This window comes from Azospirillum doebereinerae, from assembly GCF_003989665.1.
Classification (GTDB): Bacteria; Pseudomonadota; Alphaproteobacteria; order Azospirillales; family Azospirillaceae; genus Azospirillum; species Azospirillum doebereinerae.
In genome coordinates this window covers 260,044-284,694 of record NZ_RZIJ01000001.1, presented here as the reverse complement: position 1 = coordinate 284,694, position 24,651 = coordinate 260,044, and the positions used below count along the sequence as shown (strand labels likewise).

Sequence of the window (24,651 nt, the reverse complement as noted above, 5' to 3'; positions counted from 1 at the left end):
GATGGCCCGTCACCCTCATCTCGTCCGCCGCGACGGCGTGTTCTATTGGCGCCGGCGGGTGCCGCATGATCTGCGCGATCAGGTTGGCCGGACCCAGCTCGTTAAGTCCCTTTTCACCAGCGATCGACATCATGCTTGCCAGCTGTCCCGACGGCTCGACGTCGCGATGGACAGGGTTTTCAGCATGGCAAGAACGATGCAGTTGACGGCCGAACAGCTCCAGGCGCTCACCAACGACATGATTCGGCTCGAGCGCGAGCAACTCGAACACGAGCGGATCGATTTCCCGGACCTCACGATCGAGAAGTCCCGTCTGGCATCGACCTTCAGCACCGACATGAGCGCCGCGATGAAAACGCATCTCATGTCGAACGACTTCAGCTCGATCGAGCCGCTCATGTGCGAGGTTCTCGATCGGCACAAGCTCGACGTCCCGGTCGGAAGCTACGGCTGGAAGCAGCTCGGTCGCCATGCCCTGCGCGGCCTCACCCAAGTCTACAACGACGACTCCATGCGCTGGCTGGGCGAGTACGAAGAGGATGAACGCGTTCCACTGCCGACAGCCGCGGCGTGGACATCGGCCTCCCCAGCTCCTCCTCAGGTTGTAGATTCCCCGTCCAGCCCCGCGCCGACGCCGACCACCTCCAAGACCGAGAAGACCGTCTCGGCTTATATCGAGCAGTACGTGGAGGAGGCCCGGCACACCGGCCAATGGACCAACCAGACGGAAGCCCAGAACCGGAACTCGATCGATCTGCTGACCCGGATCTGTGGCGACAAGCTCCCATCTACGTACACGCGCGACGATGCCGCCACCTTGCGGCGTCGGCTCGAGATGATCCCGGAGAATTATGGGAAATCTCCGCGGCACAAGGCCATGACCATTGACGAGGTCATCGCTGCCAAGAAGCCAGAAACCAAGACCCTTTCGGAAGGCACGCTGAACCAGCATTGGAACAGCATCACCGGATACTTCCGCTGGCTCAATCGCCAGAATGGGGTCCCGGACCTGTCCCTTGAACGCGTTTGGGGCGGATTCCGCTGGGGAGCGAACATTCCGACCAGCGAGAAGCGCCTTCCGTGGGACATTCCGTCCCTCGAAAAGCTGTTCGTCTCACCCATCTGGACCGGATGCGAGGAGCATCCGACGAAGCGGCACTGGCGGCATCGGCCGGGGACAACTATCATCAGGGATGAGTACTTTTGGCTGCCGATTCTCGCGCTTTTCGGTGGCGGCCGATGCGACGAGAATGCCCAATTGACTGGGCGCGACATCTTTCAGGTAGGCGGTATTTGGGCCATGCACTTCCGTGGCCCGCATCTCAAGACGGACGCATCGGAGCGCATTGTTCCGGTGCACTCCACCTTGATTGCTCTCGGCTTCCTGGACTTGGCGAGGAAAGCTGGAGAGGGTCGTCTATTCCCGAAGATGATACCTGGAGGACGCGATCAGAAATTCAGCCACTTCTATTCCGAGGGATTCACTGATTATCGCCGTAGAATCGGTGTATACAAAGAACTTATGGACTATCATTCCTTCCGAACGAGCGCGACTTCGGCGATGATACATGAAAATGTACCTCTTCTCATCGCCGATGAAATCACCGGCCACGATAGTGCTGGGAGAAAGGACGCCAAGGAAACGCAGACCGTCACGCTACAATACGTCTCGCCTTTTCCTATGAATAAGCTGAAGGACGCGATCGAAACCATCAAGTATCCGCCAATTGACTGGTCACACCTGGCTTCCAAGTCCCAGAGTTAATCGCGCCGAGCCAGACGTATAGGCGGTAAATTCAGCCCCCCACGCCAAGCCCGGCGCCCCGAGAACAGGCACCGGACCATCAGGCTATTGCCACCAACGGTATGAGAAATTCGGTTATTTTCAGATTCACAATACTGCCTTCGCGATAGCTCGTTTATCAATTCCCAATCAAGCCTTCTTATTTGCGAAATCTGAACGAGCCGCTTTTCCGTATGGCATTTTTTCCATCCATAAACGAGATATCGCAGTCGGTACGATTGTTGAGGAATGTCTCAGCAAAGTATTTGAGAAGCCGCGAGTCACGCATTACCTCAAGATCGCCAGGAAGATGATTGATGACTTCCTGGCTTGCCAGCACCACGAGCTTAGCGCGGGGGCGCGAGGCCATGACGTTAAAGCGATTGAGCGACAGGAGGAACTCGTCTTCGTCAGCGATTGCGTCGGGGTCGCCGAGGGCGTAGCTGGCAATGATCACGTCCCGCTGTTGGCCCTGGAAGCGCTCCACGGTGTTCACCGCGTCGCGGATGAGCCTACCGTCATCGCCGAGCGGTTCGAACAGTGCCTGCAGCTTGGATACCACCAGAGCCTTGTGTGCGCGGTGTGGCGTCACTACGCCGACGGCGTACTTCCAGAAGCTGGCCGAGTCATGCAGCCCTGTCCCGGCCGCACGAGGGTCGGCATCGAGGCCGGCGCCAAGATGACCCCGAAGCATCCACAGCAGCGCCGCCACGGTCTGGGCCTCGAAGTCGTTCCACTGGCTGCTACGTCCTTCCGGATAGATGAAAGCCGAGATGGGCTGGCTAGGCTCGAGCAGATGGGCCAGCTCAGGGCTGAATGCGAGACTTCCAGGCCAGTTCGCCGGCGCTGCCGCAGGGAGCGGCGTCTCCAGCCGCATGCGCAGAGCCGGGAATTGGGCGATAAGACCGGCGGGATAGCCGGCGAAGCGCCCGAGCCCGACGATCGTGCTGTTCGAACGGTAGTTCTTGAGCAGATTCTGCGAGGGCACCCCGCGGTGGTCCGCGACAAAATCGTAGACGGACCCGACGAGCTTCTCGAGACCGAGTGGTGCTTGCACCGCCTGGATTGGCGGCAGCTGCTTCGGATCGCCGACGACAATCGTGGCACCGCCTTCGGCCAGGGGCGCCAGCGCGAGCACGGCGTTCGCCATGTCCATCTGGGACGCCTCGTCGATCAGGACCACGTCGAAGAGCGGCGACGCAAAGTCGCCCTTCAGACCGGCGAACTTCGTCACCTGCTGCGGCGGGGCCGACACAATCGCGGAAGTCGTATCGGCGGTCAGCAGATCGTGCAGGTCGCGGATATCCGGCGAGTCCGTGTCGTTAAGAAGGTTGACGCCTACCGGTAGGTTCGGAGCATCTTCCTTCGCACCGGAACGAAGACGGGCCAGCCGCACCTTACCGGTCGTTGCCTCTCCGAGCGCGACGATCTGGCGGAAGGTGTCCAGCACGACGTTGTCGGTCGCGTCGTAGGTATTTCCCGTCACGAGGATCCGGATCGCCTTGCCGGCGGCGTTGGCTTCCAGCAACAGCCCGAGCAGGATGCTGCGTAGCGTCTGCGACTTTCCAGTTCCTGGCGGCCCCCAGATGAGGGCGAGGCGCTTCTCCATTGCCTCCGACCACGCATCCCATTGGCTGTCGTTGAGTTCAGTGCCAAGCGCCTCCAGAGTCGCCCGGGTTTTGGTAGCATCCCTGCCGGTAGAGGCGAGCGCCGTCTTTTTCGTATCCCAGAGCACGTCCGCCACGGGGACATGGGCAGTTACCGTCTTTGGAGCTGCCTTCCCGATGACCTTGGCCGTCGGCGTGCCGGCGCTGATCGCCAGTGGTGGATTGCCGATAGCTTTGAGAGCTTTCTCCAGCCTTCCCGTCAGGAAGTCCTGGACCCGACGATCGAGGACCACATCACGACGTAGGTCTAGCGTCGACTCGATTTGTCTCAAATATGCGTCGACCTCAGGTGAGAAGTATACGGCGATGAGACAGGCGTCGCGGTCTATGGCAATCACCTGCATACCCGTCAGGGTTGCCGGGGAGCCGAATTCGTTGATCCAGCCCGGTAGGTTGGAAGCAAGCGGCACGCCGCCTGTGAAGTCGCTGATCCGGCGCGAATAGAAGTCCGGGACGGAAGTGGGGGAAAGCGAACAAAGGAAATCTCCCTCCTCGAACTTGGCTTCCCGGGATCCTTCGGCAAGTGTGTAGATCCGCACCCCGGGGCGCAGCATGACGTCGAGCCTCGAGGCGGCGACGGCCAGTTTAGTTCCCGTCAGTTCTACCTCCAGCCGCGCAGCAAGATACTTCGCTTCCCGTTCATGGACCGGCATGGCCAGGGAGATGCTATGCTCTAGGCTGACAACCTGAGCATTGAGGCGGGCGAAAGCGTACCAGACCTGTCCGTCGGCGCTTACCCTCTGCAGCGATGCCGGCGGCTTGATGTCCGTAATCTTGGGTGCGCGGCTGCGCAGCTGTCCCTTAAGGTCGAGGCTCAGTCGCCACAAGACGGAATGAAGAGCACGCAGCTTCGTTGTCACTGTTGAACGCAGCTGGGTGACCTGTTGGCTCCAGGGGCGTGGATGACCCATGCGGGTCCAGATCTCATGCGCTCGTTCCGACGGGACCTGATCGGATAGCGGATCCTCGAAGATCGCGGGCACACGAAATTCGAATGGGGTCATCCCGGCTTTCAGTGGAGGCGCATAGGCTCGCGCTAGGCCGAGCAGCGAGTAGTAGTGGGGGATCGGTGCCGCCACCAGCGCCTGGACCGCGTTGCGGACGATCGTGATCGGCGCATTCGCCGAGCGCAGCTTGGCGTTCTCGATGATCTCCTCCGGCGGGAACAGCCATGCGAGTTTCTTGAGGCTACCATCGGCCAGGACGTGCTGGAGATTACGGCCGATCACGCGCAGCATGTGCTCGTAGGTGACGCTGTCCCAGATGTAGATCTGGACCGTCGCGTCGGATTTCACCTTGGTCGCATCGGAGAGCGTCTTCTCGACATAGGCGAGGAAGCTCATCAGTTCGCGGGTTTCGCTTTCGACGCTGCGGGTGTCGTTGACGAAGATCTGTGCTTCGACTTTCTCCCGGTGGCCGCTCGCGTTCGAGTATCCGCCGACGCCAAAGGCCAGGGTCAGGCCGCTCCCGACGTCGAAGTCGGCCGAAAGATAGAGATTGAGGTCCGCCCAGTTCGGAATGACGGCCGACGTGCCGGAGCCGGCGGGGATGTCGCTGCTCCCAGACGCCAGCGACTGGGCACGCCCCGCCACTACTGTCCGCGTAGCACGCAACTTGGGGTGGCAGTCGAACGCGGCGTCGTCAGCCTTCAGCGGCGCCAGGGAGGCGGTAGTACGGATGTGACGGTCACCGAGCGCACGCCGCGCGCCGCGGGGCAGGAAGGCGATGGAGCTGAGATGTCCCTGCGCCTTCGCCATGGGCATGCAATGATCCGGGTGCTCCTTGGTCGTCGTATTCCACACGTAGCCAAGATACTCGCACCCGCTGCAGCCGGTGCCCACGTGCCAGTCGAGATCCTTCCAGGGGCTGGCTAGCGCGCCGGCGAGCTCCACGACGAAGAAATGCCTGAGGCGCGGCGAGAAGACGTCGATCTCGAGCGTCTCGATATCCTCGTTCAGGGCGGCGGCAAGTTCGTCTGCCGTCGCCGTGGTGCCCGCCTTGCGCCGATCCGCCTGGAGCCGGACGATCGCCGCGGCGTCGTGCGATCCCGGCCAGATGGCCGCCTCCGCAACGACGGCATAGCGGTCGGCGTAGCCGTTGTCGTGAAGCCATCCAGCCAACGCGAGCGAGTAGTAGGTGATTTCGGCAAAGTACGACGCGCTTGGCTCCGCGGTCATCTTAATATCGATGACACGCAGGCCGATCCGGCCGTCCGTGTCATACACCGAGCCGTCCGCCTCCACGATCCGGCCCACGTCCGCGGGGGCAAGCACCTGGATCAGATCGGGCACCAGCCTAGCGAAGCCAAGCGAGTGAGTAGCCACCAGCAAGTCGATGCCGATCGCCTTCTGGAAGCCTGAACCGACATCAAACTCGGGCCTCACCAAGAACACGCCCGGCTGCGCGCGGGACATCACGTTCTGGAGCTTTTGGTTCTGGAACTCCTTCCCAGTCACGGTGCCGATGACCGACGTGCCACCGAAGGTATCCTGAAGATCCTTCAGCTTGTCTTGCTCCCAGCGGCTGCCTTCTTGGGTCAGTGCGGCCATTCCAGCGCGGGCGACCGTCTTCGGCGGCATGCTCTGCACATCGCGCTCCGGCTGATACTCTTTGTTTTCCGGCGAGAGGAGCAGACGAAGCTGGCGAAGACAGTCGGTCCGGAAGTAGTTGCTGACGACACGCTTACTGAGATACGGCACCGCTCACCCCCGATCAATTCAGGGTAGTCTAATTTCAGCGCAGCGCGCTCTCAAGCGCGATCCATTCCGACCATCCCTGTTTTCGCTTCGAGGCCAGCGCCTTGCCCACCAGCGCAGCTCTCCGCAACGCGGCGGCGTCGATGGCGTTGAAGGGCAGCGCCAATTCACCGTATCGGTCGAGCCACGCCGCAACCTCGGCTTCGGCCTCGGCGACCTCCTGCTCGCTGACCTGCAGGATAGGCGTAGGCCCGACGCCATGACGAAGGATGAAGACCGCGTCCCAGAGTCCGCGCTCGCCTTGCGCATGCAGGCCGCTGCCGGCCTCGCCGGGCATCGGAAGAACGCTCGTGATCCGCAGATCAGTGCGAGCAATGGCCTCTGCGAGCGCCTGCCAGGCGGGGGCGTCGGTGTGCCGGTAGGAAAACGCGACGATGCCGTTGCGCTTCAGCACCCGGGCGATCTCCTCGAAGGCCTGACCCAGACCCTCGGTGTAGCGTTCGACACTCCCGGCACGTGATCTGTTGGCGACGAGGCTGTTGGCCAGAATGTCCTGCTGCTCACGTGTGTCGAGCACTTTGAGGCACTTCAACCAGGGCCCGAAGAAGCGCGCGAGTTCGGAATAGGCGATGTTGTCGAAATAGGGCGGATCCGTCATGACAATATCGATCGATCCGCTCGCGAGAAAGGCGAGATTACCCGCCGTTCCCATGTGAATCAGGTTCTTCCGCCGACGAGCCCGCGTTGGCACATCAACGAAGGCCTTCGCGCCAATCGGTTCCTTGGGGCTGCGCGCGTAGGCAGCTGCGGCAGTGAGCTTGCGGATGGCGTTCGGAAACGTGCCGCGCCCCGCACGCTCGATCCATGGATTGAGCTCGACCGGGCGCTGGATGTGCCGGAACGCCCGTAGGGAGAAGAGCGGCGTGAGCCGCCGCCAGCCGCCGGCGTAGGAGGCCATCATGCAGTTCGTGGTCAGATGGTCGCTGAACGCCATCGCGACCGCGCTGCGCAAGGGGGGGGCGAGAAGCGAGATCTCCTTGGCCAGCAAGCCGAGGTGTAGCAGCTGACGGGCGTTGAAGAGGTCGCGCCAGCGGCCATAGCCATAAGCGCTCAGCCGCTCGTCCGACCAGCCCGACGTGTCAATTTCGTCGTTTGGGATCAATATCTCTCCGGCCAGTTCTGCCTTCACGAGCGCTGCTTTCGCGCGATCGTACTGGCGGACGTCTTCATCCGTGGCCTTCCGAAACGTACGCTCCGACATGGGGACCACGCGCGCACCATCGCCGCGCGCAATGGTTTCTACCGCGAACAGTCGCCAGCGCGGGGTGCCGTTGCGCCGCCCGTATTCGATCAGCTGGTCGCCATGCTCACAGTGTGGGCATTTGGCCCGGCCGCGCAGGACAGTTCCGCGATCACAGTCGTTATGGTGCCCGCAGCTACTGCACTCGAATGATGCGGTACCCGCCGGCAGTTCATGGATCGTGCTGCAGGCGGAGCAGAAGGCGTGGCGGGTGGTGCCGTCGTCGGCGAGGACGTAATTGGGATGCGCGTCGAAATGGCTTCCGCAACCTGCGCACTCGACGACCTGCACCCAGAAGTGATGCAGTACCAGGTCGTCGTCCCGGACGTGAAACTCGGCCAAGCGGCTTCCGACCTTCGACTTCAGCTCGACGAGGGTCGGTCCCAGATCCGGCAGGTCGGCGGCTCCGAGTTCCAAGCGACTAACGGCGCAGGCAACGGGATCCACGTCGCAGCCGTATGCCGTCGCACCGAGTCTCGACGCTTCAAACACCGAGGTGCCACCGCCTACGAAGGGGTCCAACACCTTCAGACCGGTTAGATCCGCACCGCCGTAGTACAATTCTTCAAAGTTGTCGCCAGGCTTTGACGCAACGCCAATGAGCAAGCTGCGAAAGACTGACCCTAGTCTGCGGGCAAACCATTTGTGCGCAGTGTAGATCGGACGAGGCCGGCGCCCTTCGCGAACGGCAAACGCGACGAGTTGTTCGATCGGAAGCTGCCCAGCCTCAACGAGAGATTGCCGATAAACCCGAGCGCTTCTCCGCGCCTTTTTTTCTTTCTGCTTCAGGGTCGTCGACATTTCCTCTCCTCTTGGACCGATCGATCCTCCAAGCCTCTAGCAAAAATTGGAATGTAACGGGGGGACTCGTTTACGTCTAGCCGGGCCTCGTGAGAAAACGATCAATACCATCACGCCCGGCAGCCGGTTCAACTTCGGCGCCCTCGGGCAGTTCGAGCGCGACCTCATCCGGGAGCGGACCCGCGCCGGCCTCGACGCCGCCGCGGCTCGCGGCTGCCGGGGCGGGCGGAGGCCGGTGGTGACGGAGGAGAAGCTCCGCCGGGCCAGAACGCTGATCTCTCAGGGCCTTACCGTTCGCGAAGTCGCGGCACGAATCAAGGTGGGAAAGACCGCCCTGTACGCGGCGCTCGGCGCCGGGGCCGAGAACGCTCCGGATTGCTCGACCTGAAGGATTCCACCGACGCGGACAATCGGATCAGGTCCGTCTCGTGCCGCCACAGGAAATTCATCGTCGCTGGGCTGGGCGCCCCACATCCGCTTCCGTGATCCGTCGGGAAAGGGAGGCTGAGGTGGAAGGCAAGACGAGGACGCTGGGGCGGTCGCCGCTGCCGGAGGAGGAGCGGCAGACGCGAGCGGAACGATCACGCCGGCGCAGCGCCACGATGAATGTCGCGGGCCTGATCGACGCCAGGGCGATTGTCCGCGCGGCCGACGTCGCGCGGCTCCGGCACGTTGCCGAACTCCTGTCGCTGGGCGAGTTCAAGACCGCCCGGCTGGCGAAGCTGCTGCCCTGGGCGCCCGAGGCACCCGCCCCACGCCGGACGCCCTTCGAGAAGGCGGTCACCCACGCCCGCCGTCGCGACGCGGGGCTGGCCTACTCGCTCTCCGGGGAGGGCGGCGGCGCCGTCGGCGCGCCATGAGTCGAGCGACGTTGACGGCGCACCAGCTGGCCGCGCTGGCCGCAGCCGCAGCCGTCCAGCACACCGACCGGCCGGTGGGTGACCTGCTTCACCTCTTCTTGGCCGGCGGCGCACACCACGACCTTGGCGGGCTTGAGGAGATGGGCACGTTGCCTGGTGCGTGGGAACCCCTGGCCCTGCGGCGTGATCCGGTGAACCCGTATGACCGCAACGCCGTGGAGGTTTGGTGGCCGGCGGGCCCGTGGATGATTGGCTTCGTCCCCCACAGGGACGCGGTGCATTTGGCGCCGCTGATGGACGCCGGCGTGGTGCCCCGCTGCTGGGCCTACGGCGCCAATAGGAACGGCCGGGCGCTCTGGTGGCGAGATCGGCTGCTGATCGACCTGCCCACCGGCACCGTGCGTCCGTTCCGAAGTCAAGCCGAGTACCAGGAAGGCGCGCTTGAGGAGCTGTGGAAGGAGTATCCGTCAGGCGAATGGCCGCAGTTCCCGCAGCCATTGAACGCGGCGCTGAGCATCGAGGCCGAGCAAGCGTTCACCCGCGCCAGGCGGCCGCGGACACGCCGGCGGGTCGTCCTTGAGCGCTATGCCCGGTGGTGGCAGTCCGCTCAGCCAGCGCCGCCCCAACGGGTTCGGACGGGGAACTCCGTCCGCGACGACGACGACTTTTGGGGCTGAATTGAGGTCGGCGCCAGCCATATGATGGCGTCACTCGACGTCCGGGGCGGGAGGAGAATGCCCCTGACCGCGGCCGTCCCGACGCATGATCCGGGCCGGCCGTCTTCACACGGACGTCACGCGCTCCCGACCGGACCGCCGGCAGAGCCGAACGGCAGCGGCGGGTGACTGTCCTCCACGGCTATGGCAGCGTCGACGGCGTCGACACCCCGCTCCTTGGCAGCGGCCGGCGCGGGTGGGCGAACCTTGCCGGTACCACTCTTCCGGGGTCTTGGAGCCGGGTCGCGGGCGGGCCGTTCCTTGGCGGCGGCCCGCATCTCGTTCAGCTCATCGGCGAGACGGGTGGCGTTGGCCTCGGCCAGGACGGCGCGGGTCAGGCAGGCGCGGGCCTCGGCCGTGACTTGCTCCAGATCGTCCGCGCGCTGCTCGAAGCGACCCCGCAGTTCGGCGGCGTCGGCCTGGGCGCGCAGCAGGTCCATCTTGATCTCGTTCACCAGGTTGCGTTCGACGTCCAACGAGGCGGTCAGTTCGTCGCCCAGGGCGTTGGCGCGATCGAGGGCGACCTCCATCTCCCGGCGTTCCGCGTCCTTCGCCTCGAGGACCTCCTGGAGGGCCTCCTGCTCGGCGCCGGCCTCCGCGAGTTGGCCCCTCATCTCGGCGCGCAACGTCGAGAGGTCATTGATCTGACCCTGCAGAACCTTGGCGCGGGCTTCCCCGGCCGAGCGCTCGGATTCCAGAGCGGCCCGATGAACCTCCCGCTCGGCATCCCGTTCCTGGCGGGCGCGCTCCCGTTCATGGCGGATGGTCGCGGTCAGGGTATCGGCCACGGACACCATCAGGGCTTCCACATGGGTGACAACCGCAGCCGGCAGTCCGGCCGGCGTATCCGCCGACGCGTCGATGATGGCCGGCTCGCCCACGCTGGGTTGGGGCGCCTCGTGGTGGCTGTTCTCCTCGACGCTGATGTCGCTCAGGACGGCGTTGATCGTCGCCCGTGTTCCGCCGATCAACCCCTGGATCGCGGTCGCGGACACGCTGCGCCCCTGCGCCTTGAGCGCTTGGATCGCCTCATCGACCGCTTCCCGGGTCACCACTTTCCTGTTTGCCATGATCGCCTCCTCGGTCTGTGTTCAGGATCGGAGTTGGGGCCGTTCCCGGAGCTGTCCACAACATTCCCAAAGCTGCCCGTCACATTCGCAATGTTGCGAATGTACGGAACATTGCGAATGTGATGGGCAGCGGTCCGCACCCGCCGAAAGCGGTCCGTCCGGAACGAGCCCCGGCGACCGAACCGGCCGAGCCATCAGGTGTTCTCCCCAGCCCTGCGTCAGCGGACCCGATCGTCGCGGTTGCGGCCGGGAAACGGGATGACCCTGGCGGGGCCGGGCGGCTCCGGAACGGTGAGCTCGCCGTTCCGGACGAGGTTGGAAAGCGCCCGCGCCCGCAGCCACTCCGGGAGCGTGAGCCAGTCCGGCCCACGCCCGGTCAGTTCGCCGGCGGCCATGGCGGCGACGATCGCCTTGGCCTGCTCCGCCTCCTCGCGGCGCTTGACGAGACGCTCCCACAGCCAGCGGGCGATGGTGGCGGCGCGCCGGCGCATCCGGCGCGCGCCCTCGGTCAGGCCCCGGCGGTAGGCGGTGCGCCGCACGGCGTCGATGATCTGGGCGACGCGGGCGGGAAGCGGGACCGAGTCCGGGATGCGGACGTCCTCCCTCGCCTCGACGCCGGCCATCGCGGTGTCGATCTCGTCGAGGAGGCCCCGCGCGTGGGCCAGACGCGCCCTGAGCCGCTCGCTTCGTTCCCGCTGGGACGACTCCCGCCGCCGGGCGGCCGCCATGTCGGCGCGCGCGGCCTCAAGCCCCGCTTCCGCGGCGGTGGCGCGTGTCGCCGCCGCGGCCTCCCGGGCGTCGGCCGCGGCGCGGGCGGTGGCCTCGTCGGCGGCGCGGCTTTCGGCGTCGGCAAGGGCCTCCCGCTCGTCCTCGAGCGTACGGCGCAGCCGGCTGGCGGTGCGGCTCGCCTCCTCGGCCAACCGCCCGCGCTCCAGCGCCTCCGCCTCCCAGCCGTCGGCCCGCGCGGCCTCCCTGCTGGCGCAGGTGGTCGCCTTGGCGACCCGGTCGGCGGCCTTGGTTCCGGCCTTCCTGGCGCCGGCCGCGTAGGAGGCGCGGGCGGTCGCCAGCACCTTGGCGGCCAGCGGGTCGGTCAGCCGGAGGGGCGCCGCCACCGCCGTGGCGACCGGCGCGAGCGCCGCCTCGGTGTCGCGCAGGATGGCCTCCGCACGGGCGGCGCGGGCGGCCAGGGCGTCCTTCGCCGCACGCTCCCGCTCGGCCCGGGCCTCGGCTTCCGCGCGGGATTGCCGCTCGCGTTCCGCCGTGGTCTCGGCGGCGGCGGCGCGCCGTTCGGCATCCTGGATGCTGGCGGTCCGGGTCGCCTCCGCGGCGAGGACCGCGTTGGCGCGGGCGGCAAGGGCATTGGCGCGCATGGGTTCCATCCTCGGGTCGATGTGAATGATGTCGGCGGCCGCCGCAGGCCCCTCGGCCGCGTGGACCTTCGCGACGAGGGCGCGGCGTTTCGGCCCCTCATGGGCCGTCGGGAGGCGGGCGATCCCGCGGGCCTCCAGGCTGCGACGGTCGATGCGCGCGGGCGCGCCGAGATCCTCGAGGAAGCGGTTGGCGACCGCTTCCCAGATCTCCCGGATGCGCTCCACGGCATCCTTCTCGGACAGCCTGAAGACGTCGCGCTGCCGGACGCGCTGCGCTCCGGAGGCCTTGGCCCGCCGGCGCGCCGCGGCCTTCGGCTCCTTGCCGTCCATCAGGGCGAGGTGGGCGTGCGGGTTCGCCGGGTCGCCGTGGATGGCGGCAAAGGCGACCGCCTCCCCGAGGCCGGCCACGGTGTCGACGCCGGCGAGCTCCAGGATGAAGGCGCGCAGCAGCTCGCCGCGGCGGGCGTCGGGGACCTCGTAGGGGATCGCGACGACGATCTTGTCGATGACGCGGGCGTTGCTCCGGCTGGCCGCCTTGCGGTCGATCTCCGCCTTGGCGAAGGCGCGCAACCGACCGACCGGCGCCCCGTCCTCCGGGACCGCGCCGACGGCGACGATCTCCGTCAGCGCGGACGCGCGGGTGATGTAGTCGATGTGCGCCTTGGCGACACCGACGGCGGCGTCGCCGTGACCCTCCTTGCCGATGAAGGAGGCCGAGCAGGTGAAGGGCGCTTCGGCCCGCGGCTCGGTCATCCTTCCCCTCCCCCAACTGTGAGCGGCGCGGGCTGCGGCGGACGGGGGGATTAGGAGCCGGGCGCAGCACGGCGTCCCGCAGGGACTAATCCCACAAGTGCGCCTTACCCCCTCCGCCGCGGCCCGCTCTGGGTCGGGGAGATGGCGGCGGCCGATTCCTTCGCAACGGGCGAGGATGGGCGGGCGTGGATGTCAGCGTGTGACGGTGGTGCCATTCCGGTCCCGGGATGGGCCGGTCGAACCGGGCGCCGCAGCCGATCTGGAATGGGGCGGGGGGACACCCCCCGCCACCCCCCGGCCGGAGCCGGAGTGCCGGCGGCACGCGCGGCGGGGCTCGAGACCGGCGGCGTGATCGCTCCGCGCCAAGCCCAGGCACTGCCGGCGGGAGGGCATCCAGAGCGTGGCGTCGCATCGGCGCCGGCCCCAACGCCAAGGGCATCTGGTCGATCACCCGTCGCCCCGCCGGCGAGGCGGAGCGATCGGCTGCGGACGGGAGTCCGATGGACGGCTACGCGGCGGAAATCCGCGGGCGGAGCCGGGCGCCGCCGTTGGATCCAGCACCGGTGCGGCCGGCGCCGGCGTTGGCGTCCGGGAAGGGAACGACGATCCCGCCGACGGCGGGCAGATGGGCATGCGGCTCCGGCGCACCCGCCGGATCCTCTGGAACGGCCTCCACCGTGACCGGACGGGCAACCTGAAGGCCCGTGATCGCCCCGCCGTGGAGCGCCTCCAGCGCCGCCGTGATCTCAGCGTCCGTCAGGCCGGCGAGGACCTTGGCGGCGCTCGGCAGGCCGCGCACCCCGGCCCGCCGGTAGGTCGCGTCCACCGCCAGGGTCTTCGCCGCGCCGCAATTGGGGGACAAAGCTCTCTGTATAAGTTCCCACAGGGGATTGTCCCCCAATTGGCCCGTTCGCTGGCCGTCCTTCTTGGCAGCGTCCGCGCTGGCCCAGAGGTCCGGGAACGCGGCGGCGCGCAGGCCCGCGTTCGCCGGCAGAACGCCCCCGCGCACCAGGGCGGACACGGCGCGCGACGGCGTCAGGTCGGACCATGGCAGGACGGCGTCGTACGTGAGGTCCAGCACGACGGAGGAAGCGACGATCACCAGGGCGGGGCGGTCCCGGTGAATCAGGCGGAGGCGGTCGAGCACCTGCTCCAGCTCGCGCTCCCGGCACTGCTCGAGGACGGCCTGGATGCGGGGGTCGGGGTGGGCTTCGACCAGGGCCACAGAGTCGGAATCATCCCGCATGCGGCGCCGGCGCTCCACCTTCGGCAGACGGTTCGCCCCCAGGAAGGCCAGCGGCGTGTCCGCGTCGAAGTACAGGGCCCGGGCGATGTTCTCGACGGCGAGGACGGTCGCCTGCAGGCGGCCGGCAACGATGACGGCGGCGTAAGCGCGGTAGGCATCCGAGCCGCGCAGGCCGCCCAGATGCCCGAGGGCGGAGCCCTTGGCGACGGCGCGGGCGACGGTGTCGGCCGTGTCCTCGTGATCCCGCAGAGTCGGAAGAATGGCCTTGTACGTCGCCAGCAGCGTCGGCCCGGCGGTCGCGCTGACGACCTCGAACAGGGCGGCCAGGGCGCGCCGGTTGTTGCGGGCGAACGTCCGGCCGGCGGCGGAGCCGCCGTCCTCGTTGGCGAGCTCTACCAGGGACGATCGACCCAGGGCGCGGTCGGCCAGACCGACGACGCAGGCCTTGCGCTCGACGTCGAGCCAGACGATGCGGATGGTCGGGAACCAGAGGCTGACGATCTCCGGGTCCATCGAGGCGTCCAGCAGCAGGACCGGGGCCTCGGCCGGGACGCCGCGCAGGTCGGATCGCTTGAACCAGGCGATGACGGTCCGGCGGGCATTGGCGGGACCGGCCTTGCCCAGGGTCACGGAGTGGAGCGCGGGGCGGGCGGTCTTGATCTCCATGGCGAGGGCGCGCCACAGGCCGGCGAGGCGGGAGGCCGGCGTGGGGGTATGGGCCGCCAGGACGGCGCCGATGGCGGTGTCCGCCATCGCCGGGTCGATGGCCGGCGTGGCGCTTTCACCCTCCAGCCGCGCGGCCCGTCGGCAGTCGTCGGCCGTCAGGCCGTGGCGAGGCCAGTCGGCCGGGGCGGTGCCGGCGAGCATGAGCTGGTGGGCGAGGCCGGCGCGCCTGACCAGCCAGGCACGGGCTGGTCCGAGGGTGACGTCGTCCTCGTCGACGGGAGCGTCGCCCAGCCAGACCCGGTCGGCCAGCCAGTCATCAAGGGTGATGCTGCGCTCCTTGATGGCGACCTGCCACCAGCTTTCGTCGATGATGACCGCGTCGGGCTTCCGCTGCCCGCTGGGCGCCGGCATCGTCAGGTAGGCGTGCGGCGCGAAGAACAGGCCCGGCCGGATGTCGTTCGACTGGTCATAGTGGGCGCAGCGGTGCGCGATCGGGCAGCGGAGGGTGATCGGCGCCCCGTCCTGAACGGCAACGCGCTCGCACAGATTGCGGTAGGCGGACAGGCCTTTCCCATGGAGCGCCTTGACGAGGGCGGCCCGGCCGCAGACCGCCGCGCCAGCGTCGTCGATCGCCTCCCGTCCGCGCAGGACGCCGACGGGCGGCAGGGGTGCCGGCGGTTCCCAGAACGCCAACGGGTCGGAATCCCCACGTTCGGCCGCGCCGACGGCCTCGAGGTTGGCGAGGGTCTTCTCGGCCAGCTCGGTCCCGAGGTTGTGACGTGGGACGAAGAACGCCACCCGGAGGCCGGCGCGCAGCAGCGGCAGGACGGCCTCGAGCAGGGTTGTCGATTTTCCCAGGCCGGCGGCCCCCCGGATGCCGATCACGGTCCGGGCGCTCCCGGACGGGCCGGCGAGAGCCGCGCCGGCCCAGACGGCGGCCTCCTGCCGCAGGATCGCCTGCGCCTCGGTCGGCAGCAGGGCGTCGACGGTGTAGTGCGGTTGGGGCGGCGCGCTGGCGCCGTGGCCGGATTCCTTGAGATCAGCCATGCATCCCCGCCCGGACCGGGAACCGCGGCAACGCGGATCGTCCCATGTGCCCTCTCCTCGGGCCAATTCCGGGCTTGTCGACGACAGGCACGGGCCTATCTCGTCGATTGGATCGTGCCGGACGTGGCGCAACACGTTTCGACCGATGGAGCGCCCGGGTCCGACCCCGGGCGCTTCGCATTTCGGCCCCGGCGACGCCGGAGCGCCCCCGAGATAGACACCGGCCCCCACCCCACAAGGCTCCGGTCGGGAAGCCTCGGCCGAGCGTCGATCACGAACTCCACGACTCCGGGGACGGCGCCTGTGTCGGCACCGCCGTCCGGTGCACTCCACCTTGCCGCGTCGGTCCTACGGACCAGCCGCCTTGGGCTTGCCCACAGCGACGAGAGCGAGGCGCCAGAGGATGCCCGCTTGGTCCTGGGGCGTCAGGAAATTGAAGTCGGAACTCCGGTGGGCAGCGCAGATGGCGGCGCACGCCTCCTCGCGCGTCGGTGGGCGGTCGAGCAACTCGCTGGAGTCGAAGAGCCCGTCCGCCGTGTAGCGGCTGATGAGCACCACGCTGCGCTCGAGCGACACGGCGACCGTCTTCGCAGAGCGGGGGCCGTCGAGATGGATCAGGATGTGGCGGTTCGGCTTCATGGGAGGAACTCCGAAGCGGGGATCAGTCGGCGTTGCCCAGGCACTCGGCGAGGCCGGCGGTGGGCCGGAGAGCGCGGGGGACAGCCCGACTCTCGCGGCGGACGCGCATGACCGTGCCGGCAGACAACCCGACGGTCGCGGCGATCTCCCGAACCAGGACGCCGGCCGCGGAGAGGGCGAGGATCTCGGCGACGCGTGCCGGGGTTGCGCGGCCGTAGGGACGACTCCCCGGACGCGCCGGCGGCGGCGCCTCGCCGCTGTCCGGCAGGGGCTTGAGGAGTTCGGCGACCCGCAGGATGGCGGCGCCGTCCAGGCCGTCCCGCAGGATGAAGACCCGAACCCCGGCCTCCGACGCGCGGCGCAGCGACGCCAGCGCCGCGCGGGCGGTGGCTCCGAGATGGCCGAGGTCCGGGACCAGGAGATCGTCGCCATCGTCGAGGAGGGCCAGCAGGGTGCTGAGGCCGACCCGGTCGACGCTGGTGTCCTGCACGATCCGGGCGCCGGCGATCGCGGCGGCATCCCCATCCGTCAGGTCGGCGGTTGTGGAATGGATGTAGACGACTCGCATGGAAAGCCTCCTGTCGTGACGACGGCGGCCGATCGGTGGATCGGCGCGGTCAAGCAGGGGCTGACGATCATATGGGGTCGCATGCGCGGGATGGTTTCGTTCGTTCTTCGGAAAACATGACGACGCCGGAACGCGCTGCCGCCGCGCGGCGGGATGGCGATCCGCCGGGACGATCCGGCACAACGACGGCATCGGCGGCCATCCCGCCCTCCTTGCCCCACCGCCGGCATCGTGCCGGCCGGAGGCCTGGAGACCACCATGCTTCACTCCGCCGCCCTCACCCACACCGCCGCGTATGCTTCCGCCCGCCACCGGCGCGGGTCCCTCGTCGGCGACGCCCTGACCCTGCTGTGCGATCCGGGCATCCTCGGGATCTGGCTGCATGCCAACCGCCTCGCCGAGCTGCTGGCCAGCGCCCACGCCCCACACCGTGCCGGGAAGCGGACACAGCAGATCGCCAATGAGTTGCGCGCCAAGCTGCTGCCGCCGGCCCGGTCGGGGGTCTATCCCGACCTCGAGGTGCGGCCCGGCTCGTTCATCCGCGCGGTCAGCCTCGCGGGCACCGGCGCGCCGATGGCCGTTCCCGGCACTCCCCGCCCCCTGTCGCGGCATGAGCGCCTTCAGGGGCTGCTGGCCGGCACCCACCTGCTGATGGGCGACGGCGTCTATCTCCCGGCGGGCGACCGCAACCGGCATCCCGATCTCCGGGACCGGCTGACCCTGACACTCCCCAGCCTCGGCGACGACGCGGCCGATCGGAGTCTCGCCCAGGTCGACGTCGTCGTCCTGCGCGACGGCCGGCTCCATCGGCTCTACGAAGTCGAGAGCAACGCCGGCAAGGCCGCCAAGGCTCTGCTCCGCCTCGGTGATGTCCTGGCGACCGCCGGAACGTCGCCGGGAATCGTCACCGCGGTCCCCGATGCGCAGATCGACCGTCTCAAGCTGGAACTCGAGAGGCCGACCCTGCGCGCGTTGCGCGGTGTCTGCCGGATCCTGCCCTTTTCCGAGATCGAGGATCCCTTCGGTCCCTGACCGGTACGGGTCGGGGCCGGCTTCGTCGGATGGCTCGCCGTCCCGCGTCCGGCATGCTGGGGTCGGCGGCACCACGCCGCTGGGTTACCGGACCGGGACGGACGCGTGGCGGCGTGGAGGACGTTCACGGGTCCGGCATCGCCACCACCCACGGCGGAGGGATGCCGGACGGCGGCGGACCCATATTCTCGCTGGCACCCGGATCCGCCCTTGCCTGTGACACAGGGCTGTTGCACAGTGGATGGCGTGGGTGATGAAAGCGTCCGTGTTTCAATGCCTTCCGGGAGCGGTCGCGACCGCAGCTGAGGCTCCTCAAGCCCCACCCCATCCGGCGAGGCGAAGATGTCGCGGCCGCGGTCAGGGCCGACCGGCGACACGCGCGTCTTGTAGCCCATGGCGCGCAGCAGCCCGGCGACGAACAGTTCCATGTCGCGGGCGCTCAGCTTCGCCAGCCGGTCCTTGATGAACTCCAGAGCCTTGGCTTCCAGATCCTCGAACAGCTCCTGCTCGGCGGCCGCCTCCGCGGCGGAGTCGACCAGGGTGGCGGAGGATGCCGGCCCGACGGCGAGATCCCCTCCCGCGTCGCTTCGTGCATGGACCGTCGCGGCAAGTTCCACGGGCGCGCGGTCTCCCGGAGCGGCGAGCAGCGCGTCGAGTTCCGCCGCCGTGTCGGCTGGCACCTGGAACACGGTGGTGACCGAACCCAGCGAGTTTTTGGCGGCGACGGTCAGCGCGTCGCGCGGCACCGTGCCGATCCAGGCCACGGGGCGGACGTTCGGGTAGTCTGGGTCGAAGGCCGGCTCGAAAGCGTAGCCACCGCCGACCGAGCCGACATGGTAGACGCGGCCCTCGGGGTCGTAGGAGATGACCCGGTCGCCGGCCTGGATCTCCGACCGGAAGCGATGAAGCTGGCCGGCGTTGTTCCCGACCTCGTAGGCATTCCAATCCGGCCACTGCGTCCGCACCAGGGCGACCATCGCCGGCCGGTCCGCGACCGCGGCCAGCGAGCCGAGATCGGCCCAGCCGATCGCCACCCGCTTGGCGGCCAGGAAGCGGTCGATCTGCGCGCCGCGCTTGCCGGCGCGGACCATCCAAGTCTTGGGGGGCATGTCAGTCCTCTTGCGGGCGGGCCGGCTCGACCATGGTCATCAGACCGCGCCGGGCGTCCCAGCCGATGGCGCGGCCAGTGAAGAGATCGACCACGGTCAGCGAACGGCTCATGACGCCCAACTGGTCGCCGAGGTCGCGGTGGATGGTCGTGATGTCCCGCGTGGTGCCGACCAGCCAGACGGTGTCCGACAGCGGCACGATCCAGCGGGACAGCCGGCGGAGATCCGCGATGAAGGCGTCATAGACAGACGCCCCGGAAGGGTCGGGAAGGCTCAGGCCCGGAATCGCCTGGTCCCAGGCGATCAGGACATTGCCGGCCACGCGGGTGCAGGGAGCGACCCAATCGGGCACGCCGTCGGCGTCGGTGATCGCCAGCGCATAGGGCATGCTCGTCGCCGGCTCGGCGACGCCCAGGGCGATCGCGGGGGTGTAGGGGGACTTCGCCGCTTCGGCTTTCCAACGCGCCAATACATCCCGTTGGCTGACCGGCGGCGATGGTGGGGGCGGGGGCGACGGGGCGGGCCTGTGGCGTCTCCATCCGAACATGCGACTCCTTCACCCCTCGGTCGGAGGTTCGCGCCGTGGCACGGTGTCGGTGGCTGCGCGCCGGGCGCCGCCATCCGGCGCCTCGCGACGGTCGTCGAACCAGGGGTCGGACAGGACGGCGGTCGGCAATTCGTCCGGTTCGCACCTGTTCGCATTCGCCCACTGGTCCGGGTCGAACCCGTCGTGAAGGAAGGTCCAGAGCGCGTCCTTGAACCGCCGCGCCAGATCGTCGGTGTCGACCACGGCCTGGAGGTGGACGGTTTCCTCATAGAGTTCGGTGATCGTGAACAGCGCCTTCCCCGGCTGATCGGTGCCGAGCAGTTCGAGCCGCCTGATCGGGCCTTCCTCATCGATTTCCAGCGCGACCTGGGTTTCTCCGGCGTCGATCCGCTTCGCCCATGCGACGACGTCGGCGAAGGGCGGGCGGGAATCCGTGCATTCGATGCGGACGGTCCGCCCGTTGGCCGTGATGTCGAGCCAGATGGTGTAGTAGCCGCTGAACCGGAGGGCGACGGACAGCTCGGCATCCGGCAGGTCGGGCCGCAGGGTGAAATGGTCGGCGAGGCGCAGTTCCGGCACCGTGACCGACAGCCGCGTTCCCCATTCTTCCAGCCATGGGCCGATCCCGGCGGCGCGCGCGAACACCAGCGTCGTGGACAGATGCGACCACGGAAAGGGCCGGTCGTCGAAGGGGGCGTGATACCACTCCAGCGCCTCGCCATAGCTGCGCCAGGGAAAGGGCTCGGTCGCCAGGACCTCGACACGTCCTGCGGGATCGTCGCGCAGCCGGGTCACATGGTCGAAGCAGCGGTGCAGGGTTCCGAACAGGGCCGGCTTGCGGGCGAGGCCCAGGAAGCCGGCGGTGTCGCCATCCTGGAGCAGGGTGAAGCCGCCGCCGGCGGCGTCCAGCAGGGTTTGGGCCTCGCGCCGACGTTCCGCCCGCTTGCGGCCGTCCTGCGCCTCGAAGAGTCGAACGGTGTCCTCCAGCGCCGTGCGCACCGCCGGGTCGCGGCAGGACGACAGGGGAAGGATCAGTCCGGCGTAGGTGCCGGCGGATATCGACGGCGACAGATCGGCGATGCCGAACAGGCCGCGCCGCTCGTTTCCGGGGCCGCCATCCTTGAACCGCCCCCGCCACGGCCCGCGTTCGGCCACCAGAAGGAAGGGGAACAACGCGTCCAGACGGCCGTCGAGCGCCCCCCACTCCAACTCGACCGGACCGCCCCGTAAGGGCCGTCCCCGCCTGGGGATGCTCATGCCGACGCCTTTCCCCTGCCGCGCCGTCCGCGCCGGGGCGCGACGCCCGCCGCTGCGCGCTCGGCGCGGATGCGCTCCAGCAGGACGGAGGCCGGCTCGTCGTTCGGGTCCTGCGGAACCAGTTTGCCCCGGAACGCCTTGGCGAGGATGGATTGGTCGAGGGTGGCGAGGCGGTCTCGCGCCACTGTGGCTTCAACTCTGAATGCTTCAATCTTGGTCAACGCAGAATCAACGCACGCAACAATCTTCAACATTTTCTCAGTGTTTTGTGGAAGAGGGATTGTGGTCGATAGTACATCGCCTTGGTTGATGCTAGCCTGATTGACTGCCCACTTTGCATTGCTCAGAAGTGCTCTGCGACCTTGAGGTGATTTTAAGAAATATGCAATGTAACGCGCGGGAATATCGTCCCTTACGCGCAGTCGCATCATATTGCTTTCAAAAACAGCGGGAAGATGTTGTTCCGAAACAACCATACACTTACCAAGATGTGATGGCGCGTTGACGCGATTGATGACAAGGTCTTCATCTACGAGATGGTAGTTTTCCTGTTCCTCAGGCGTTAGCTCTACCTTTTTGAAATTGGCGCTGGAGTCGCTCGAGTAATCTTGAAAGTTGTCAATCCTGAGAATCGGATGGCCTGACCCGTACTTTGTCTTAGGTAGGTACAAGCCATTTTGTGGTCCGGACGTCACGAGTGCTCGCATGTCCATCCATTCCCAATCATGAGGGATCGGATGAGGACCATTCTTCTGAGTTAGTTGCGGTGCGTCATTTCCCCAAACGTCTTCCGTCAGGTCACCGCGGAAGGCGGCGGCGAGGATCGATTGGCGGTAGCGGTCGATCAGCGTCGGCAGGGAGTCCAGCGCCTCACGTGCCCGGCGCGACCGGGCCGTCAGCGCCTCGATCTTCTCGACGATGCGGCGCTGTTCGGGGAGGGGAGGGAGTGTGATCGGAGCGGATTCGACATCCACGTCGCGGATTGCCGGATACAAAGATCCGTCCATTGAGCGCCCGACCTCTTGTGTGAAGTCGTCGGAAAGCACCCAATGGCGGAGATAGCTTGGAGACACAGCAGAAGATGGCCGCAATACGGCTATGCCTGTAGAGGTAAGGGCTCCATCAAAATTTTGCGGTACTTGAGCAATGTTCTTTAGGTACGGCCTTACAGTTGAATAAAGTAAATCATTTCTGGCAACCACCCTTCTGGCCCGTGATGGGGCGTCACGACCCAGGATAATTTTTGGATTCTCAATGTGATTCGTAATATTATTGATTGATCCGATATCGATATACGTAAAGGTCTCATTCGGCGATTGGGTCGGATCAATTGATTGATATGGAAGGATAACATCTCCAATCGTGGCTTCTTCCCACCCCGTCGGCAACTCCCGCCCGCTCATTCCGCAGCCTCCGCCACGGCGTCGCCCGCCGCCTCGTCGGTTCGCAGCAGGTCGGACAGCGCCTCCATCTCCTCCAGGGCGGTGCGGAGCGCGTCCATGATCTCGGCGGCGATCACGTCTGGTTCGGGCAACTCCGTCTCGGCGCTCTCGTCGCGCAGCCACGCGATGTCCAGGTTGTCGTTGCGCGCGGCGATCTGCTCGCGGGTGAAGCGGCGGAAGCGGCCCTGCTCGCCCTCGTCCGTGCGCGGCGCCTTGCCCAGCGGGTCGGCGCCATAGGCGGCCTCGAACGCGGCGAAGTGGTCGCGGGTCAGGGGGCGGGTCTTGCCGAACTGCGGCATGTTGGAGCGCAGGTCGTAGATCCAGACCTCCCGCGTGTTGCCCCGGTCGGTGTGGCCGCGCGTGAAGAACAGGACGTTGGTCTTGACGCCCTGGCTGTAGAAGATGCCGGTCGGCAGGCGGATGATGGTGTGCAGGTCGCACTTGTCCATCAGGTCGCGGCGGATGTCGCGGCCGGCGTTGTCCTCGAACAGCACGTTGTCGGGCAGCACCACCGCCGCCCGTCCGCCGGGGCGCAGGCCCCGGTAGATGTGCTGGAGGAAGGCCAACTGCTTGTTGGAGGTGGGGTAGGTGAAGTCGTCGCGGCTGGGCAGACCGCCGCCCTTCTTCGTCCCGAAGGGCGGGTTGGTCAGGATGACGCGCGCCTTCGGCAGCCGGGTCCCCTGCTCCGACAGCGCGTCGCCGAGCTGGAGGTCGCCGGTGACGTCGTGCAGCATCAGGTTCATCAGCCCCAACCGATGGGCGTCGGGCACCAACTCCATCCCGCAGAAGGCGGTGTGGCGCTGGAAGTACTGTTCTGCCTCCGTCAGGTCCCACAGGTTGTTGGTGTGGGCCTTGATCCAGCGGTCGGCGGCGATCAGGAAGCCGCCGGTGCCCGCCGCCGGGTCCTGGACGTACTCGCCGGCCTTCGGCTGCATCAGCGCGACCATGCTGTCGATCAGCGGGCGTGGCGTGAAGTACTGGCCGGCGCCCGACTTCTTCTCCGTCGCGTTGCGCTCCAGCAGCCCCTCATACATGTTGCCGAGGCCCTCTTCCCGCGCCGAGTACCAGTCCAGCCCGTCGATCGCCTCGACCAGCGCCTTGAGGATGCGCGGCTGGCGCAGGCTGGTCTGCGCGTTCTGGAAGATCGCCTGCACCTGCGACGACCCGTAGGTGCCCAGGTGGATCAGCATCTCCTTGTAGAAGGTGAGCTGTTCCAGCCCCTGGCGCCGGCTGACGTCGGTCCAGCGATAGCCGTCCGGCAACTGCTCTTCCGCCCCCGTCTCCGCCGCCATCTTCAGGAAGATCAGATAGGTCAGTTCCGTGACGTACTGATGGTAGGTGATGCCGTCATCCCGCAGGATGTGGCACAGGCCCCAGAGCTTGGAGACGATGTCGGTGGTGGATGTCATTTTAGTTGCCATTCAAGATTAATTTCTCGGAGGGGTTGATAGTTTAAGGGCATCCCCTCTTTCTTTGGCTACATATGTTATGAACACAATTGCGTCTGATAAATCCAGGAGCGTTGATGCAGCATTCTCGTCTGGTGAGTACCCCCTATGCATTACCGCATGCCCCATTTCAATCATACTGTCCAGAAATTCCTTCTGACTCTCACTGATGTGTTTATTATTCACCATAGCGTCTAGATTCTTTTTGAAACTGCCATTATCTCCAACTTTATCAATCATAACTCGTTCAATCAAAGATCGTGCACCCATGGTGCAAAGTCTAAAAAATCCACACTGATGAGCTCTGTTGATTTCTTCGTAGATTTTACAAACTTCATTGGGGAGTTTCTCAAGCCAATTCGGTATTTTACGAAGCACCCTGGGCGGGAACATATCGAAAGAAAGAACTTCTTCGCCTGAATCATTCCCATCGGGACGACGTCGAATTGACTTTTTGATAAAAGAGCGCGTTTCACAGCCACCACAAATAACAACAAAGAACTCATCAAACTCAAAAAAACCTTCCCGATACACACCGTCAGAGCGATCTGTAAACATGATGTGATGCTTGTTGGCGCGCATACATTCGTTGCAGCGACACAGCAATGTGCTCGATACACCTAGAGGTTGATTT

The 24,651-nt window shown here is 66.6% G+C and carries 17 protein-coding genes; 4 read left to right on the top strand and 13 right to left on the bottom strand.

Annotation, left to right across the window (positions count from 1 at the left end; genetic code table 11):
• The first annotated feature begins 1 nt into the window (after position 1).
• The gene (locus EJ913_RS01265; protein ID WP_211098854.1) at positions 2-1,765 is read left to right on the top strand and encodes a site-specific integrase; all 1,764 of its coding nucleotides are present in this window, start codon (positions 2-4) and stop codon (positions 1,763-1,765) included.
• 178 nt (positions 1,766-1,943) lie between these two features.
• Here EJ913_RS01265 and EJ913_RS01260 read toward each other — a convergent pair whose 3' ends face one another.
• Together EJ913_RS01260 and EJ913_RS01255 are read right to left on the bottom strand one after the other, a co-directional pair.
• Positions 1,944-6,149: a DEAD/DEAH box helicase gene (locus EJ913_RS01260; RefSeq protein ID WP_126994060.1), complete on the bottom strand. Its 4,206-nt coding sequence runs from the start codon at positions 6,147-6,149 to the stop codon at positions 1,944-1,946.
• Between the two features lie 34 nt (positions 6,150-6,183).
• The gene (locus EJ913_RS01255) at positions 6,184-8,247 is read right to left on the bottom strand and encodes a DUF1156 domain-containing protein (RefSeq protein WP_126994058.1); all 2,064 of its coding nucleotides are present in this window, start codon (positions 8,245-8,247) and stop codon (positions 6,184-6,186) included.
• Positions 8,248-8,293: 46 nt separating this feature from the next.
• Here EJ913_RS01255 and EJ913_RS32905 point away from each other — a divergent pair, with 46 nt between their 5' ends.
• The 3 genes from EJ913_RS32905 (at position 8,294) to EJ913_RS01240 (ending at position 9,784) form a co-directional block, all read left to right on the top strand.
• The gene (locus tag EJ913_RS32905; RefSeq protein WP_211098853.1) at positions 8,294-8,635 is read left to right on the top strand and encodes a helix-turn-helix domain-containing protein; all 342 of its coding nucleotides are present in this window, start codon (positions 8,294-8,296) and stop codon (positions 8,633-8,635) included.
• Between the two features lie 121 nt (positions 8,636-8,756).
• Positions 8,757-9,107, top strand: coding sequence for a hypothetical protein (locus EJ913_RS01245; RefSeq protein ID WP_126994056.1), 351 nt, complete (start codon positions 8,757-8,759; stop codon positions 9,105-9,107).
• A gap of 11 nt (positions 9,108-9,118) precedes the next feature.
• A complete protein-coding gene (locus tag EJ913_RS01240; RefSeq protein ID WP_185909642.1) occupies positions 9,119-9,784 on the top strand; it encodes an HIRAN domain-containing protein in 666 nt (221 codons plus the stop codon).
• 116 nt (positions 9,785-9,900) lie between these two features.
• Here the strand turns inward: EJ913_RS01240 and EJ913_RS01235 are convergent, their stop codons facing one another.
• The 11 genes from EJ913_RS01235 to EJ913_RS01185 all read right to left on the bottom strand — a co-directional run bounded on the left by EJ913_RS01235 (position 9,901) and on the right by EJ913_RS01185 (position 24,599).
• Positions 9,901-10,893, bottom strand: coding sequence for a DNA-binding protein (locus tag EJ913_RS01235; RefSeq protein WP_126994052.1), 993 nt, complete (start codon positions 10,891-10,893; stop codon positions 9,901-9,903).
• 218 nt (positions 10,894-11,111) lie between these two features.
• Positions 11,112-13,016 carry a MobA/MobL family protein gene (locus EJ913_RS01230; protein WP_126994050.1) on the bottom strand — a complete coding sequence of 635 codons (1,905 nt, stop codon included), beginning with the start codon at positions 13,014-13,016 and terminating at the stop codon, positions 11,112-11,114.
• Positions 13,017-13,524: 508 nt separating this feature from the next.
• Positions 13,525-15,975 carry a hypothetical protein gene (locus EJ913_RS32075; protein WP_211098852.1) on the bottom strand — a complete coding sequence of 817 codons (2,451 nt, stop codon included), beginning with the start codon at positions 15,973-15,975 and terminating at the stop codon, positions 13,525-13,527.
• Positions 15,976-16,323: 348 nt separating this feature from the next.
• A complete protein-coding gene (locus tag EJ913_RS01220) occupies positions 16,324-16,614 on the bottom strand; it encodes a hypothetical protein (protein ID WP_126994048.1) in 291 nt (96 codons plus the stop codon).
• 22 nt (positions 16,615-16,636) lie between these two features.
• The gene (locus EJ913_RS01215; protein WP_126994046.1) at positions 16,637-17,182 is read right to left on the bottom strand and encodes a hypothetical protein; all 546 of its coding nucleotides are present in this window, start codon (positions 17,180-17,182) and stop codon (positions 16,637-16,639) included.
• Between the two features lie 812 nt (positions 17,183-17,994).
• Complete coding sequence (locus EJ913_RS01210) at positions 17,995-19,323, bottom strand: DUF8426 domain-containing protein (RefSeq protein ID WP_126994044.1); 1,329 nt, start codon at positions 19,321-19,323, stop codon at positions 17,995-17,997.
• A 1-nt stretch (position 19,324) separates the two neighbouring features.
• On the bottom strand, positions 19,325-19,792 hold the full coding sequence (locus EJ913_RS01205; RefSeq protein ID WP_126994042.1) for a hypothetical protein: 468 nt from the start codon (positions 19,790-19,792) through the stop codon (positions 19,325-19,327).
• Positions 19,793-19,879: 87 nt separating this feature from the next.
• Positions 19,880-21,127 carry a hypothetical protein gene (locus EJ913_RS01200; RefSeq protein WP_126994040.1) on the bottom strand — a complete coding sequence of 416 codons (1,248 nt, stop codon included), beginning with the start codon at positions 21,125-21,127 and terminating at the stop codon, positions 19,880-19,882.
• Complete coding sequence (locus EJ913_RS01195; protein WP_126994038.1) at positions 21,124-22,530, bottom strand: restriction endonuclease subunit S; 1,407 nt, start codon at positions 22,528-22,530, stop codon at positions 21,124-21,126. Before EJ913_RS01195 ends, EJ913_RS01200 begins: the two co-directional genes overlap by 4 nt.
• Positions 22,527-23,978, bottom strand: a complete 1,452-nt coding sequence (locus EJ913_RS01190; protein WP_126994036.1) for a class I SAM-dependent DNA methyltransferase — start codon at positions 23,976-23,978, stop codon at positions 22,527-22,529. The genes EJ913_RS01195 and EJ913_RS01190 overlap by 4 nt, the downstream gene beginning before the upstream one ends.
• A gap of 18 nt (positions 23,979-23,996) precedes the next feature.
• Complete coding sequence (locus EJ913_RS01185) at positions 23,997-24,599, bottom strand: DUF4145 domain-containing protein (RefSeq protein ID WP_185909641.1); 603 nt, start codon at positions 24,597-24,599, stop codon at positions 23,997-23,999.
• Positions 24,600-24,651: the final 52 nt, after the last annotated feature.

Coding starts and splice junctions, on each gene's coding strand:
- EJ913_RS01265 (WP_211098854.1), top strand. CDS start 2: ATGGCCCGTCACCCTCATCTCGTCCGCCGCGACGGCGTGTTCTATTGG.
- EJ913_RS01255 (WP_126994058.1), bottom strand. CDS start 8,247: ATGTCGACGACCCTGAAGCAGAAAGAAAAAAAGGCGCGGAGAAGCGCT.
- EJ913_RS01235 (WP_126994052.1), bottom strand. CDS start 10,893: ATGGCAAACAGGAAAGTGGTGACCCGGGAAGCGGTCGATGAGGCGATC.
- EJ913_RS01230 (WP_126994050.1), bottom strand. CDS start 13,016: ATGACCGAGCCGCGGGCCGAAGCGCCCTTCACCTGCTCGGCCTCCTTC.
- EJ913_RS32075 (WP_211098852.1), bottom strand. CDS start 15,975: ATGGCTGATCTCAAGGAATCCGGCCACGGCGCCAGCGCGCCGCCCCAA.
- EJ913_RS01220 (WP_126994048.1), bottom strand. CDS start 16,614: ATGAAGCCGAACCGCCACATCCTGATCCATCTCGACGGCCCCCGCTCT.
- EJ913_RS01215 (WP_126994046.1), bottom strand. CDS start 17,182: ATGCGAGTCGTCTACATCCATTCCACAACCGCCGACCTGACGGATGGG.
- EJ913_RS01210 (WP_126994044.1), bottom strand. CDS start 19,323: ATGCCCCCCAAGACTTGGATGGTCCGCGCCGGCAAGCGCGGCGCGCAG.
- EJ913_RS01200 (WP_126994040.1), bottom strand. CDS start 21,127: ATGAGCATCCCCAGGCGGGGACGGCCCTTACGGGGCGGTCCGGTCGAG.
- EJ913_RS01195 (WP_126994038.1), bottom strand. CDS start 22,530: ATGAGCGGGCGGGAGTTGCCGACGGGGTGGGAAGAAGCCACGATTGGA.
- EJ913_RS01190 (WP_126994036.1), bottom strand. CDS start 23,978: ATGACATCCACCACCGACATCGTCTCCAAGCTCTGGGGCCTGTGCCAC.
- EJ913_RS01185 (WP_185909641.1), bottom strand. CDS start 24,599: ATGCGCGCCAACAAGCATCACATCATGTTTACAGATCGCTCTGACGGT.